Origin of the sequence: Nocardia sp. NPDC047654 (assembly GCF_043205035.1) — a bacterium.
Classification (GTDB): domain Bacteria; phylum Actinomycetota; class Actinomycetes; order Mycobacteriales; family Mycobacteriaceae; genus Nocardia.
This window is the reverse complement of the sequence record NZ_JBIDDF010000003.1, coordinates 335,355-349,247: the sequence shown is the minus strand read 5'-3', so window position 1 is coordinate 349,247 and position 13,893 is coordinate 335,355. Positions and strand designations below refer to the sequence as shown.

The 13,893-nt window shown below is 69.2% G+C and carries 13 protein-coding genes; 5 read left to right on the top strand and 8 right to left on the bottom strand.

The annotated features are described in order from the left end of the window. Nucleotides 1-209: 209 nt before the first annotated feature. Entirely contained in the window at nucleotides 210-1,175 is a 966-nt protein-coding gene (locus tag ACGF7Y_RS14870; protein WP_393233681.1) for an LLM class flavin-dependent oxidoreductase, read from the bottom strand. 155 nt (nucleotides 1,176-1,330) lie between these two features. On the opposite strand from ACGF7Y_RS14870, the gene ACGF7Y_RS14865 reads away from it, so the two are divergent. Further along, nucleotides 1,331-3,133: an ABC-F family ATP-binding cassette domain-containing protein gene (locus ACGF7Y_RS14865; RefSeq protein ID WP_393233679.1), complete on the top strand. Its 1,803-nt coding sequence runs from the start codon at nucleotides 1,331-1,333 to the stop codon at nucleotides 3,131-3,133. A gap of 35 nt (nucleotides 3,134-3,168) precedes the next feature. Here ACGF7Y_RS14865 and ACGF7Y_RS14860 read toward each other — a convergent pair whose 3' ends face one another. Continuing rightward, a complete protein-coding gene (locus ACGF7Y_RS14860; protein WP_393233677.1) occupies nucleotides 3,169-4,101 on the bottom strand; it encodes a hypothetical protein in 933 nt (310 codons plus the stop codon). 330 nt (nucleotides 4,102-4,431) lie between these two features. On the opposite strand from ACGF7Y_RS14860, the gene ACGF7Y_RS14855 reads away from it, so the two are divergent. Then, nucleotides 4,432-4,638 (top strand): heavy-metal-associated domain-containing protein, encoded by a 207-nt coding sequence (locus ACGF7Y_RS14855; RefSeq protein ID WP_062972683.1) that lies wholly within the window; start codon nucleotides 4,432-4,434, stop codon nucleotides 4,636-4,638. Nucleotides 4,639-4,708: 70 nt separating this feature from the next. Here the strand turns inward: ACGF7Y_RS14855 and rsmA are convergent, their stop codons facing one another. From rsmA to ACGF7Y_RS14835, 4 genes are all read right to left on the bottom strand, one after another. Continuing rightward, on the bottom strand, nucleotides 4,709-5,590 hold the full coding sequence (rsmA, locus tag ACGF7Y_RS14850; protein ID WP_393233674.1) for a 16S rRNA (adenine(1518)-N(6)/adenine(1519)-N(6))-dimethyltransferase RsmA: 882 nt from the start codon (nucleotides 5,588-5,590) through the stop codon (nucleotides 4,709-4,711). Nucleotides 5,591-5,640: 50 nt separating this feature from the next. Beyond that, the gene (locus ACGF7Y_RS14845; protein ID WP_393233671.1) at nucleotides 5,641-6,768 is read right to left on the bottom strand and encodes a transglycosylase family protein; all 1,128 of its coding nucleotides are present in this window, start codon (nucleotides 6,766-6,768) and stop codon (nucleotides 5,641-5,643) included. Between the two features lie 2 nt (nucleotides 6,769-6,770). Further along, nucleotides 6,771-6,902: a hypothetical protein gene (locus ACGF7Y_RS14840; protein WP_357952918.1), complete on the bottom strand. Its 132-nt coding sequence runs from the start codon at nucleotides 6,900-6,902 to the stop codon at nucleotides 6,771-6,773. A gap of 63 nt (nucleotides 6,903-6,965) precedes the next feature. Then, entirely contained in the window at nucleotides 6,966-7,793 is an 828-nt protein-coding gene (locus ACGF7Y_RS14835) for a TatD family hydrolase (protein WP_357122007.1), read from the bottom strand. 71 nt (nucleotides 7,794-7,864) lie between these two features. Here ACGF7Y_RS14835 and metG point away from each other — a divergent pair, with 71 nt between their 5' ends. Together metG and ACGF7Y_RS14825 are read left to right on the top strand one after the other, a co-directional pair. Continuing rightward, nucleotides 7,865-9,451 carry a methionine--tRNA ligase gene (gene metG / locus ACGF7Y_RS14830; RefSeq protein WP_393233667.1) on the top strand — a complete coding sequence of 529 codons (1,587 nt, stop codon included), beginning with the start codon at nucleotides 7,865-7,867 and terminating at the stop codon, nucleotides 9,449-9,451. Between the two features lie 223 nt (nucleotides 9,452-9,674). Next, the gene (locus ACGF7Y_RS14825) at nucleotides 9,675-10,343 is read left to right on the top strand and encodes a TetR/AcrR family transcriptional regulator (protein ID WP_393233665.1); all 669 of its coding nucleotides are present in this window, start codon (nucleotides 9,675-9,677) and stop codon (nucleotides 10,341-10,343) included. A gap of 81 nt (nucleotides 10,344-10,424) precedes the next feature. Here the strand turns inward: ACGF7Y_RS14825 and ACGF7Y_RS14820 are convergent, their stop codons facing one another. Both ACGF7Y_RS14820 and rsmI read right to left on the bottom strand, forming a co-directional pair. Beyond that, a complete protein-coding gene (locus ACGF7Y_RS14820) occupies nucleotides 10,425-11,177 on the bottom strand; it encodes an isocitrate lyase/phosphoenolpyruvate mutase family protein (RefSeq protein WP_393233662.1) in 753 nt (250 codons plus the stop codon). Between the two features lie 77 nt (nucleotides 11,178-11,254). Continuing rightward, nucleotides 11,255-12,094: a 16S rRNA (cytidine(1402)-2'-O)-methyltransferase gene (rsmI, locus tag ACGF7Y_RS14815; RefSeq protein WP_393233660.1), complete on the bottom strand. Its 840-nt coding sequence runs from the start codon at nucleotides 12,092-12,094 to the stop codon at nucleotides 11,255-11,257. Nucleotides 12,095-12,266: 172 nt separating this feature from the next. Between rsmI and ACGF7Y_RS14810 the strand changes: the two genes are divergently transcribed. After that, the gene (locus ACGF7Y_RS14810) at nucleotides 12,267-13,892 is read left to right on the top strand and encodes a dolichyl-phosphate-mannose--protein mannosyltransferase (RefSeq protein WP_393233658.1); all 1,626 of its coding nucleotides are present in this window, start codon (nucleotides 12,267-12,269) and stop codon (nucleotides 13,890-13,892) included. Nucleotide 13,893 lies beyond the last annotated feature (1 nt).

The following is a 13,893-nucleotide window of genomic DNA, read 5'->3' as shown; positions in this document are numbered from 1 at the left end:
CGATCCGGCCGATAGCCGCCCGGTCGAGCGCTTCTCGGCTCCGTGCAGGCGTCCGGTCCCGGGAGCAGCGGTGCGGAGACGACCGTCGCAGACCCGCGCATCCGTCAGGATCCGCCGCGCCGGGGTCGGCACGGGCCGTCCGCCGGTGATCGCGGCGATCCACTGACGGCCACGGGCATCTGAATCGCGCGACCGGTGCGACGCCTTGCTCAGGGCAGCGCGTCGGCGAGCCGATCGACCTGATCGGCATCGCGCCCGTAGCAGTAGAACATCACCTCGTCCGCGCCCAGATCGCCGAATGCGGCGATGGTGGCGCGGATCTGCGCGGGCGTGGTGAGCATTCCGGCGAGGAAGCCCTCGGCGTAATCGCTGAACGCGTAGTAGGCGCCCATCGACGCGCGGGCGTCCTCGATGACGTGATCCGGGCCGAGAGCCACGTTGACCTGGGCGACGATCCTCGGCTCGCCCGAGCGGCCGTGGTCGGCCCAGGAACGGCGCACGGTGTCGAAGAGGTTGCCCGCCCAGGAGGGCGGCGCGGCGGCGAGGAATCCGCCGCCGAACCGCCCGACCCGTTCGAGCGCGGCGGGCTGGAAACCGCCGAACAGGATCTCGGGCCCTTCCGGGCGCAGCGGCGCGGGGCCGATCGGCCCGCACTCGTCGCTGTAGGCCTCTCCCGCCCATAGGCGGCGCAGGAGCGCGAGTTGCTCGTCGAGGCGGCGGCCGCGGGTGCGCGGGTCGGTGCCCGAGGCGAGGTGGTCGTCGGCGCGGCCGCCGACGCCGAGGCCGAGCACCAGCCGTCCGCCGGTCATCCGGTCGAGCGTGGCGGTCTGTTTGGCGAGCAGCACCGGATCGCGCAGCGGCGCGAGCAGCACTTCGGTCTGCACCTTGACGCGGCTGGTCGCGCCGGCGATCGTGGCCAGCGCGATCAGCGGTTCGGGGTTGTCGTAGACCAGCCGGTCGAGCAGGCCGAGGGTGCGGAACGGGCCCGCGTCGGCGCGCCGGGCCCAGTCGAGCAGGGCGGCGGGATCGGAAATGGGCAGGCCGAGGCCGACGTGCATGGAATTCCTCCAGGGAAGCGATGCGGAATGGGACGGGTGCCGCCCGCCGACACCTCGAGGCGAGGTGGGCGTCCCACTCTGCGGCTGTACTTCTGGGGAACGCCGGATCGGTTGCATGGAACGAACAGTGTTCGTTCGCCGATCAATCTAAACGAACATCGTTCGTCTCGCAAGCTCTCCCGCTGCTCGCCGGGCGAACGGACGCCCCGCCCGGGTCGGTACGCTGGCCCGGGGCGCTCATCGGAGCGCCCCCGCAAGACACGGAAGGATCCATGTCCAACCTGATCAATCTCGAACAGGTCCACAAGAGCTTCGGGATCAAGCCGCTGCTGGACAACGTCTCGCTCGGCGTGCACGCGGGCGAACGGATCGGAGTCGTCGGCCTCAACGGCGGCGGCAAGACCACCCTGCTCGAGGTGCTCACCGGTATCGAGGAACCGGACAGCGGCCGGGTCAGCCGGCTCGGCGGCCTGCGCATAGCGGTGGTGACCCAGCGCGGCGTGCTGCCCCCGGGGGCGACGGTCGGTTCGGTGGTGCTGGCCGGGCTGGCCGACGACGCCATGACCGACGAGGTCGCCGAACACGAGTGGGCTGCCGACCCGCGCATCCGCTCGGTGATGGAAGGCATCGGCATCGCCGATCTCGGCTTGGACACCTCGGTGGACAATCTCTCCGGCGGCGAGCGCCGCCGGGTCGCGCTCGCCGCCGCGCTGGTGCGTGAACTCGACCTGCTGGTGCTCGACGAGCCGACCAACCACCTGGACGTGGAGGGTGTGCAGTGGCTGGCCGCGCATCTGCTCGGCCGCCGCAGCGCCCTCGTCGTGGTGACCCACGACCGCTGGTTCCTCGACACCGTCGCCACCAACACCTGGGAAGTGGTCGGCGGCAAGGTCGAGAGCTACGAGGGCGGCTACGGCGATTGGATCTTCGCCCGTGCCGAGCGCGCCCGCCAGGCGGACGCGTCCGAGGCCCGGCGGCGCAATCTGGCCCGCAAGGAATTGGCTTGGCTGCGACGCGGCCCGCAGGCGCGCACGTCCAAGCCGCGCTATCGGGTCGAGGCCGCCGAGGCCCTGATCGCCGACGTGCCGCCGCCGCGCGACAGCGTCTCGCTGGCGGCCTTCGCGCGCAAACGCCTCGGCCGCGTCGTCGTCGAACTGGAAGACGCCACGCTCACCACCCCGGACGGCCGGGAACTGGTGCGGGACCTGACCTGGCGGCTGGCGCCGGGCGAGCGCGTCGGCCTTGTCGGCGTCAACGGCTCGGGCAAGACGACGTTGCTGCGCGCCTTGGCCGGAGACACCGGCGCGATCTGGGCCGGGGGCAAGCGCGTCCAGGGCCAGACCGTCCAGATCGGCTGGCTGCGCCAGGAACTCGACGACCTGCCGACCGGCCTGCGGGTGCTGGAGGCGGTGCAGCAGGTCGCACAGCGAATCATGCTGGGCGACAAGGAGGTCTCCGCCGGCCAGCTGGCCGAGCGGCTCGGCTTCACCCCAGCCCGCCAGCGCACCCCGGTCGGCGACCTGTCCGGCGGCGAGCGGCGGCGCCTGCAACTGACCCGCATCCTCATGTCCGAGCCGAACGTGCTGCTACTCGACGAGCCGACCAACGACCTGGACATCGACACCCTGCAACAACTGGAGGACCTGCTCGACAACTGGGCGGGCACGCTGGTCGTGATCAGCCACGACCGGTATCTCATCGAGCGGATCTGCGACTCGACCTGGGCGCTGTTCGGCGACGGCAAGCTCACAAACCTGCCCGGGGGCATCGAGGAGTACCTCACCAGGCGCGCGGCCATCACGGCGAGCCGGAACCGCGCCGCCGCGCCGGAGGCCAAGGCCGCCGACGCACCGGCCACCGACTCCGCCACCTACCGCGCGGCCCGCAAGGAACTCACCCGGCTGGAACGCGCCATCGACAAGCTTTCCGAACGCGAGCAGCGCTTGCACTCGGCGCTCGCCGACGCGGCCACCGAGCCGGACAAGCTGGTCACCTTGGGCGCGGAACTCAAGCAGGTGCTCGCGGAGAAGGAGACGGCCGAGGAGCGCTGGCTGGAACTGGCCGACGGCGTGTGAGGCCCGCTACGGCGGGACTCGACCTGCCCCGACGCCTATCCCAGCCAGTGCCGTCCGAACAAATCGTGCGCGGCCTCGAGATTGGCGGAGATGTTGGCAACGACGTCATCGCGCTGCAAACCGACTCCGCACGGGCCGCTTCCTAGCCACAGGGAGGACAGCAGCGAGTAGGAGGCCAAGAAGAGGAAGTACGGGTGGGTGTAAGTACGTATCGTCGCCGCACTGCTGACAAACGGTGAGAAAGACTCGCCGTGAAACCTGTCATTTCGCGCCGTGTACAGCAGTCCGGACAACAAGACCGCTGACCGGACAGGCAGGCTCAAAGTGACATCGACGCCCTGCAGATCCACCTTCTCGCCGCTCAAGGCACGACGAAGCAACATGGCGCCTTTACGGTGATCCGCATGGTCGCCGTTCGATCCGTACCGCGTTTGCAGTACCGACAGCAGCGTCGCGAAATCCTGATCGCCCACCCCGGCCAAACGGCGGTTCGGCTGATGTCGATGGCGCTCCTCGGGATCCACCAACGACCCGAAGTCGATAACCAAGCGCTTGAAGAGGTACTCACACGACTGCGCCGGTATGTCCGCCAGCAGCAGAGACAGAATCCCACTATCCAGTCCCGATCCCGCTGCCAGCTTCTTCAGGCGATCGGTCACGTTTCCGGATGCCGCGCGTTTCGTCGCGGCTTCGAACGCTTTCCACACCGAATCGAACGCGATATCCACCCGCGCAGGAATGCTGTCGTATGCGTCCACCAGGTAAGACACCTGACGGTGATACTCCACACCCCCGACGTTCGGCAGCTCCAACGGCCGAAACAGTGGCCGATTCATCTGCGCGACACGCTCGGCGAAAGCCCGTTCGATCGGTAACGGGCGACGTGGTTGCTGCACACCGGCTTTGGACCACTCAGCGATCGCGGCGATCCGCTCCCGACGGTGAAAGTTTCGGTCGCCCTGAACCATCCCACCCCTTCTCCGGGTGCCTCTCACCAACGAAAACGGCTGTTGCCGAACACTGGGCTCCCCGACGGATGCGGTCGGCTGATGCGTGATGAATGGCACGTCGCGATGCCAGGCCACACTATCAACGCGTAACCTCCAAACCAATCTCGCGATGGGTCGGTGCGGCCAGGGAGCCGCGCGAGTCGCTCGCCATTGATCAGAACAGTTGGTACCGCGTGGGACAAACCGCGAACTCGAGATTCGACTCTTGCACCTGCTTACCCCATGGGGGTATGTTCAGACAGGGGTACCCCCCGACCGTATGAGAATCTGGATGCGAAGGAGTCGGACATGCCCACTACCACCTACACCGTCACGGGGATGACCTGCGGGCACTGCGTCAGCTCCGTCAAGACCGAGATCGGCAAGATCGACGGCGTGACCGGCGTGGATGTGGATCTCGCCAGCGGCGCCGTCCGCGTCGACAGCACCGCGCCGATCGCCGACGCCGACATCGTCGCCGCGGTGGACGAAGCGGGCTACGAAGTCGCCGTCTGATCCGGACCGTTCGCGTGGCTCCTCGCTCCGGCCGATGCCGGTACGGGGAGCCACCGCCTTGTGCGCAGTGCTACGCCTGGGCCGCCAGGCGGACGAAGGCGGCGGTGTCCAGGGTTTCGCCGCGGGCGGTGGGGGCGATGCCCGCGGCGAGCAGGCGGCGCTCGGCTTCGGCGGGCGAGCCCGCCCAGCCGGCGAGCGCGGCGCGGAGGGTCTTGCGGCGCTGCGCGAACGCGGCGTCGACGACCGCGAAGACGCGGCGGCGATGCTCGGCGTCCATCGGCCACGGGGACTGGGCGTAGCGGTCGATCCGGACCAGCCCCGACTCGACTCGCGGAACCGGCCAGAACACCTGGGTGCCCACCGCCCCCGCACGCCGGACCGTCCCGAAGAAGCCCGCTTTCACACTGGGCACGCCGTAGGTGCGACTGCCGGGATCGGCGGCAAGCCGATCGGCCACCTCCGCCTGCACCATGACCAAAGCGACCGCGATGCCGGGCAATTCGGCGAGCAGATGAAGCAGCACGGGCACTGCCACGTTGTACGGGAGATTGGCCACCAGCGCGGTCGGCGCCGCGGGCAGATCCGCGGCGGTGACGCGCAGCGCGTCCGCCTCGACCACCGACAGGCGCGCCGCCAGATCCGGCGCCCGGTCCGCGACCGTCAACGGAAGGTGGCGCGCCAGCACGGGATCGATTTCGACCGCGACCACCGAGTCCACCACGTCCAGCAGCGCGAGGGTCAGCGAACCGAGACCGGGCCCGACCTCGAGCACCACGTCCCCGCGCCCTACCCCGGCGGCCGCGACGATCCGCCGCACCGTGTTCGCGTCGTGCACGAAGTTCTGCCCGAGTTGCTTGGTCGGCCGCACCCCCAGCCGCTCGGCGAGCACCCGCACTTCGGCGGGCCCGAGCAGCGCCGCACTTCCACGAGCGGAGATTTCAGGTTCGGACACCTCGAGAATCTATCAACCGCGCCGCGACGCCCCCGGCGTCCGGTGCAGCGTCAGCTGATACCGAGCCGGCCGGTGCAGGCGGGCCACGCGCCCCAGCCCTGCCGCTGGCGGGTGATCTCGGCGATGGCGATCTGCTCTTCCCTGGTGGCCATGTCGGCGCGGGGGGCGTACCGCAGCCCACCCTGCCGCTCCCAGGTGCCCTGGTCGAACTGCACACCGCCGTAGTAGCCGTTACCGGTGTTGATCGACCAGTTGCCGGTCGACTCACAGCGGGCCAGCGCGTCCCAGATCGCGCCGTCGCGCACCGGCGGCACCTCGGTGCCCGGCTTGGCGCCCTTGCGGACGGTCTTCGGCTGCGCCGCCACGGTCACCGTGGAACCGACCGCCTGACGGTCCACTTCCTGGCCGTTGACCATGGTGACCGCGAACGTGACGTCCTGGACGCCGGGAGCGCCGGGTGCCTCGACCACCGTGCGGCTCATGTTCATGGTCGGGTCTTCGATGACGTTCTCCGGCGGGTCCAGCGGCAGCGTCTCGGTGTGCTGTTCTACCCGCTTGCGCGTCACGGTGACGCGCAAGCCGTTCGTCACCGGAGTGGACGCGGCCGGTTCGACGGAATCCTGCTCGATCAGCGGGACGCCCGCCACCTCGAGGAATTTGCCGACGGTGGGGGCGGCGGCGCGCACGTCCACCGGGTTACCGATGCCGTCGACCAGCGAGACCACGCGCGGGGTCGCGATCATGAGCGTGGCGCCCTGCAACGGGAGCCGCTCGTCGCGTGCGGGCGAGACGTACACCTCTTTCGAGATCTTCAACTGCTCGAGCGCCTCCCCCGCGGTCACGCCGGTGGTCCAGACCCGCTGCGTCATCCCGTCGACGGACAGATCCACCTCGCGGGCGCGGTTGAGCGTGATGGTCGCGCCGTCGCCGATGTGCGCGGCCAGGGCCGGCGCCACCTTGTCCCGATCGGTCACGGCGAAGCCGGCGGCCTTCAGCACACCGCGCACGTCGCGCGACATGGTGGTCTGGAAGAGTTTCTCGCCGTCCACGACGACGGTCACCGTCTTGCGATTCACGATCGCGAGGCCGGCGCCGATGATCAGCGTCAGCAGCAGCGCGCCGACCGCGATGTGCAGCAGCGGCGAACGCGACTGGTTGATCCGCGTGAAGGGGGACATGGTCACAGCACGATAACGAGGGGGGCGGGCGCGGACAACAGCAAGCTCAGGAACAGCGCCTTTTCAATATCACGATCAAATATCGACCCCGCAGGTAAATCACGAAACGGAACATCGAAAGTGACATAGGACACATTTCGCATACACCGATGCATTCCGGGCATCCGTGAGCGCCCACGGGTATGCGGGCGCGGCGCTCAGAGCCGGTAGACGCGCCGCGCGTTGTCCGTGGTGATCTTCGCCAGTTCCAGCGGATCCTGGCCGCGCACTTCGGCCAGCGCCCGCACGGTGTACGGCAGGCAATACGGCTCGTTCGGCGCTCCGCGGAACGGATGCGGGGTCAGATACGGCGCGTCCGTCTCGACCAGGATCTGGTCGTCGGGCACCACCTTGGCCGCTTCCCGCAATTCGTGCGCGTTCTTGAAGCTCACCGTCCCGGAGAAGCTGAGGATGTAGCCCTCCGCCACGCAGGACAGCGCCATGTTCGTGTCCGAGGAGAAGCAGTGGAAGATCACCCGGTCCGGCGGGCCCTCGTCCAGCAGCACGGTCAGCAGGTCGTGATCGGCCTCGCGGTTGTGGATCATGAGCGGCTTGCGGACCCGCTTGGCCAGGTCGATGTGCCAGCGGAAACCGTCGATCTGCGTCTCGATGTCGGCGCAGCCGTCCAGCTTGCCCGGCCAGTAGTAATCGAGGCCGGTCTCGCCGACGGCGACCACCCGCGGGTCGTCGGCCAGGCGCTCCAGCTCGGCCTTGGCGTCGTCGTCGAGTGCGTTCGCCCTGGTCGGATGCAGCGCGACGGCGGCGTACACGCGATCGTCCCAGTGCGCGGCCCGCACCGCCCACTGCGCGGCGGCCAGGTCGTCGGCGACGGTGACCACTCGGCCGACGCCCACCGAGGCGGCGCGGTCGACGATCGCGGCGGTGGACGCCGCGTCGGTCGCTCCGCAGGCGTCCAGGTGGGTGTGCGCGTCCACGATCGGCGCCAGCGGCTCGGGCAGCTCCGGCGCGGGACGTCCTGCGCTCATCGGCGGCCACCGCGCGGCGCGGACGCGGGGACCCGCGCGTCGGCGCAGGGCATATTCACGCGAGCGAAAGAATGCACGCGCATTACAGTAGACACACCATGAGCGAAGCTGACCGCCCCGCCTTCTACATCACCACGGCCATCGCCTACCCGAACGGCGCGCCGCACATCGGGCACGCGTACGAGTACATCTCGGCCGACGCCATCGCCCGCTTCAAGCGCCTCGACGGTTACGACGTGTTCTTCATGACCGGCACCGACGAGCACGGCCAGAAGATGCAGCAGGCAGCGGCCGCCGAGGGCCTCCCGGTGGAAGAGCTCGCGGCGCGCAACTCCGACGTGTTCGAGGCGCTGGACAAGACGCTCGACATCTCCTTCGACCGGTTCATCCGCACCACCGACGACGATCACCAGGTGGCCAGCGCGGCCATCTGGGAACGGATGCTGGCCAACGGCGACATCTACCTGGGCAACTACTCGGGCTGGTACTCGGTGCGCGACGAGGCGTTCTACACCGACGAGGAGACCACGGTGCTGGAGGACGGCACCCGCATCTCGACCGAGTCCAAGACGCCGGTCACCTGGACCGAGGAGTCGAACTACTTCTTCCGGCTGTCGGCCTACCAGGACAAGCTGCTGGCGCTCTACGAGGAGCACCCGGAATTCATCGCGCCCGCCACCCGGCGCAACGAGATCGTCAGCTACGTCAAGGCCGGCCTGAAAGACCTGTCCATCTCGCGCACCACCTTCGACTGGGGTGTGCCGGTGCCCGGCCACCCCGACCACGTCATGTACGTGTGGGTGGACGCGCTGACGAACTACATCACCGGCGTCGGCTTCCCCGACACCTCTTCCGCCGCCTTCGGCAAGTTCTGGCCCGCCGATGTGCACATCATCGGCAAGGACATCACGCGGTTCCACACGGTGTACTGGCCCGCGTTCCTGATGTCGGCCGGTATCGAGCTGCCCAAACGCGTGTTCGTGCACGGGTTCCTGTACAACAAGGGCGAGAAGATGTCCAAGTCGGTCGGCAACGTGGTCGACCCGCTGGAACTGGTCGAGAACTACGGCTTGGACGCGGTGCGCTTCTTCCTGCTGCGGGAGATCTCCTACGGCCAGGACGGCAGCTACAGCCACGAGGCCATCGTGGGCCGGATCAACAGCGACCTGGCCAACGAGTTCGGCAATCTGGTGCAGCGCAGCACCAAGCTGGTCGCACGGGACTGCGGCGGCGCGGTGCCGACCCCCGGCGAGTTCACCGCGGACGACCGCGCGCTGCTGGATCTGGCGGGCGGTCTGCTGGAACGCTGCCGGGCCGAGTTCGACGCGCAGCAGATGCATCTCGCGCTGGAGGCGATCTGGCTGACCCTGGGCGAGACCAACCGGTACTTCTCCGCGCAGGCGCCGTGGGCGCTGGCGAAGTCCGGTACGCCGGAGGATCTCGCCCGCGAGGCCACCGTGTTGTACGTGACGCTGGAAGTGCTGCGCATCGTCGCGATCCTGGTGCAGCCGGTACTGCCGGGGTCGGCGAGCCGCATCCTCGACCAACTGGGGCAACAGAGCCGGACGTTCGCAGATATCGCGACCCCGATCGAGCCCGGACTGACGCTGCCCGCGCCGGAACCGGTGTTCCCCAAGTACGTCGAGCCGAAGGACTGATCGCTGCGGCCCAGCGTCGCGGCGGGCCGGAACGATAAGGCGCACAACACTTTCGCCGTGCTGCGCGGCACCATGCCCACGGGTGGATCCACCTGCCTTCCCACCGTGGAATGCGTTGTCGGATAATGAAACACCGGTTCGCGGCCTGGCGACACCCCGGACCGTGTGCGATCGGTACGACGACGTTCCGTTCGGGATCGGTTCCGGCACAGAGAGGGCACACATGGGCCAGCAGCACGCGACGGCATCCGCTCAGCGGTCCGGTTTCGCCGAGCGGCATCGGGCGGCACGCGAAGCCGTACTCGCGTCGCAACGCGGCAGGCTGGTCGAGGCGATGGTGAAGTCCGTGGACAGCAAGGGCTATCCGGCCACCACGCTCACCGACATCGTGGCCACGGCCAGGGTTTCGCGCACCACCTTCTACGACCATTTCGCCAACAAAGAGGAGTGCTTCGCCGAGGCGGTGCACACCGGGGTCGACATCGTCGCGACCCGGATCGCCGAGGAACTCGCCCAGTTGCCGCCGGACGCCGACGCCTACGCGAAGATCGAATCCATCGTGGTGACCTTCTGCCGGACCGTCGCCACCGAGCCGGATTTCGCCCGGCTGGTGCTGGTGGAATCGTTCAAGGTGAACCAGGAGGCCGTCGGCTACCGCGACCTGGCCGTCGACCGGTTCGCCCAGCTGTATCGGGTGTTCTACGACCAGGCTCGCGCGGCGGACCCAACGCTCCCGGAACTCTCCGACGGGCTGATCGCCCTGATCCCGGACGCGATCGGCGAACGGACACGGCGGGTGATCGTCTCCGACGGACCCGCGCGGGTGCCGGATCTGGCGCCGCTGTTCGTCGAGTTCGTCATGACCGCCCTGGGGCTGGCGGTTCCCTCCTGACTACCGCGACTGCCGTGCGGGCCTTTCACCGTGCGCGGCCGGTAACCCACCCGTCGTCCCTTGGGGTACCGGCCACGGGTCTCACTTCCAGCGGCCGAGCAAGGTCTCGATCTCCTTGGTCAGCACGGCTTGCAGGAAGGGGCCGAAGGTGATCCGTGCGACGCCCTGATCGGCGAGGGCGGCCTTGTCGGCCTGGTCCGGCGCGACGGTGGCGCTGATCGGCAGCGGCAGTTCACCGGTCAGACGGCGCATGTCGGCCTCGGCGTGGCGGCCCACCGGGAACAGCACGTCCGCGCCCGCCTCGGCGGCCAGCTTCAGGCGCTCGATGGCACGGTCGACGCGATCGGAAGCCTCGCCGTCCTGACGCAGGAACAGATCGGTGCGCGCGTTGATCACCAGGTGCACACCCGCCGCGTCGGCGGCCTCGCGCAGGCCGTGCACGAGGTCGGCGTGCTCCTGCGCCGCGCGCAGCCGCTTGCCCTCGCTGTGCACCGTGTCCTCGATGTTGAGCCCGATCGCACCCGCTTCCAGCAGCCCGTCGACCAGCCGGGCCGGCTCCTGCCCGTAGCCCGACTCGATGTCGACCGACACCGGAACGTCCACCGCGGCCGTGATCTGCCGTACCCGGGTCATCGACTCGTCGAACGTCATCTTCTCCCCGTCCTCGCGGCCGATCGAGTCGGCCAGCGGGTGACTGCCGACCGTCAAGGCCGGAAAGCCCGCCGCCACAGCGACTTTCGCGGACCAGGCATCCCACACCGTGGGGAAGACTCCGGGATCCCCCGGCACGTGCAATCCGAGGAACGTCGTGGCCTTGCTCTCCAGAGAAGTCATACCGATGATCATGCCCGCCGCACCACCTCGGGTCGACTACCCGCGGCGGAGCGAAACCTCACAGGGACGCGGTCGGCCTACGAGGTGCGGCGCGCGGTGAGAACCGCGTCGTAGAGTTCGCGACGGGAAACGGCGTGGACGGCGGCGACCTCCGCGCAGGCATCCTTGAGGCGGGCGCCCGCGGCGGTCAGCGATTCGACGGCGTCGACCAGGTCCGCGGGGTCGGCGGCGGAAGGCTGGGCGCCCGCCAGCACCACCGTGATCTCGCCGCGCGCGCCCTCGACGGCCCACTGGGCGAGTTCGGCCAGGGTGCCGCGCACCACTTCCTCGTAGGTCTTGGTCAGCTCCCGGCAGACGGCGGCGCGGCGGTCCGGCCCGAGGATCTCGACCGCGTCGGCCAGGCAGTCGGCGAGCCGGTGCGGCGCCTCGAAGAAGACGCAGGCACGTGATTCGGCGGCCAGCGTGCGCAACCATTCCCGGCGCTGGCCGGATTTACGCGGCGGGAATCCGTCGAAGCAGAACCGTTCCACCGGCAAGGCCGACAGCGCGAGCGCCGTGGTGACCGCCGAGGGGCCGGGCAGGCAGGTCACCGGCAGTTCACGCTCGACGCACGCCGCGACCATGCGGTAGCCGGGATCGCTCACCGACGGCATGCCCGCGTCGGTGACCAGCAGCACCGTGCGGCCATCGGTGATCTCGTCGAGCAGCATCGGGATCCGCGCGGTCTCGACGTGGTCGTAGAAACTCACCACCCGGCCGGAGATCTCGACGCCCAGCGCCTTGGCCAGCGACCTGGTGCGCCGGGTGTCCTCGGCGGCCACCACGTCAGCGGTCGCCAGTCCCTCGCGCAGGCGCTGCGAGGCATCCCCGATGTCGCCCATCGGTGTCGCCGCGAGCACCAGCCTGCCCGTCGTCACTGTCGCTGTTCCGCCTCTCCGAGTAGTCAGGCCGTCCGAGTCTGGTGTCGAGAGATTCGCGAGCTACCCGTGTGCTGACGAAATCGGTTCGTAGCGTATTCCGATCTCGGCGAAACCACCCAACGCGTACGGCCTGAATACTCCGAGAGGCGGCACAGCATACGATCGGGGCGTGACCCAGGTGACCGACCAGCGCGCAACCGCACGGTTCGGAACCGTGCCCTCCTGGTCGAGCCCGGGCCCGCTGCGGCCGCCGCCCGACTTCGGGCCTGACGACCGCCTGCGCGGCTGGCTGGTGACGGCGTTCCTCACCGCGATCGCGGCGGTGACCCGCTTCACGATGCTCAACTACCCGACCGACGCCGGCACCCCGGTGTTCGACGAGAAGCACTACGCCCCGCAGGCCTGGCAGATGCTCACCGGCGGCTGGGTGGAGGACAACCCCGGCTACGGGCTGGTGGTGCATCCTCCGGTCGGCAAGCAGTTCATCGCGATCGGCGAGGCGCTGTTCGGCTACAACGGCTGGGGCTGGCGCTTCACCGCCGCGCTGGCCGGAACCGTGCTGGTGCTGCTGGTGATCCGGATCGTGCGCCGGATGGCGCGCTCCACCCTGATCGGTGCGATCGCGGGCATCCTGCTGATCGCCGACGGGCTCACCTTCGTGTCCTCGCGCATCGGCATGCTCGACATCTTCATGGGGTTGTTCGTCACCGCCGCCTTCGGTTGCCTGATCGTCGACCGCGACGAGGTCCGCGCCCGGTTCGCCCGCGCGGACGCCGACGGCCGGATCGGCGCGACGGACTGGGGACCGCGCCTCGGGGTGCGCTGGTGGCGCTTCGGCGCGGGCGTGCTGCTCGGCCTGGCCTGTGGAACCAAATGGTCCGGCGTCTATTTCATCGCCGCCTTCGGCCTGCTGAGCGTCTACTACGATCTCGCGGCGCGGCGCGACTACGGCGTGCGCCGTCCCTGGCTCGGCGTCGCGCTGCGCGATATCGGGCCCGCGCTCTACGCGCTGGTCCTCGTGCCCCTCGGCGTTTATCTGGCCGGCTATTGGGCCTGGTTCGCGAGCGAGACGGGCGTGTACCGGTACATGCCGGGCAATCCGTCCGCGCCGACCGACCCGATCGGCACCGGCGGATTCTGGTCGAATGTGGTGCCGGGCGCGCTGCGTTCGCTCTGGTACTTCAACGCAAGGTCGCTGGAATTCCACACGGAGCTGACCAATTCGGCGGGCAACCATCATCCGTGGGAATCCAAACCATGGACCTGGCCCATGGGTCTGCGCCCGATGCTGTACTACTACGCCGACAGCGGCGTCAGCGGTTGCGGCCAGGCCCAATGCGTGAAGGCCGTGATGCTGATCGGGACGCCCGCCATCTGGTGGGTCGCGGGCCCGGCGCTGGCCTGGATGCTGTGGCGCGCCGTAACCCGTCGCGACTGGCGCTACGGCGCCGTGCTGGTCGGCTACGGCGCAGCGTTGCTGCCCTGGTTCGCCACGCTCGACCGGCAGATGTACTACTTCTACGCCGTCCCGATGGCCCCGTTCCTGGTGATGGGCGTGGCGCTGGCGCTCGGCGACGTGCTCGGCCCGGCGCACCCGAACACCATTCCGCGCAGCCCCGCCGGGACCTATCTACCCGCCCCACCGAACGAACGGCGCAGCCTCGGACTGCTCGCGGTCTGTCTCTACCTGGGCCTGGTGATCGCCAACTTCATCTGGCTCTGGCCGATTCTCACCGCCCTCCCGATCACCCCGGGCAACTGGCACGACCATCTCTGGCTGCCCAGCTGGCGGTGAC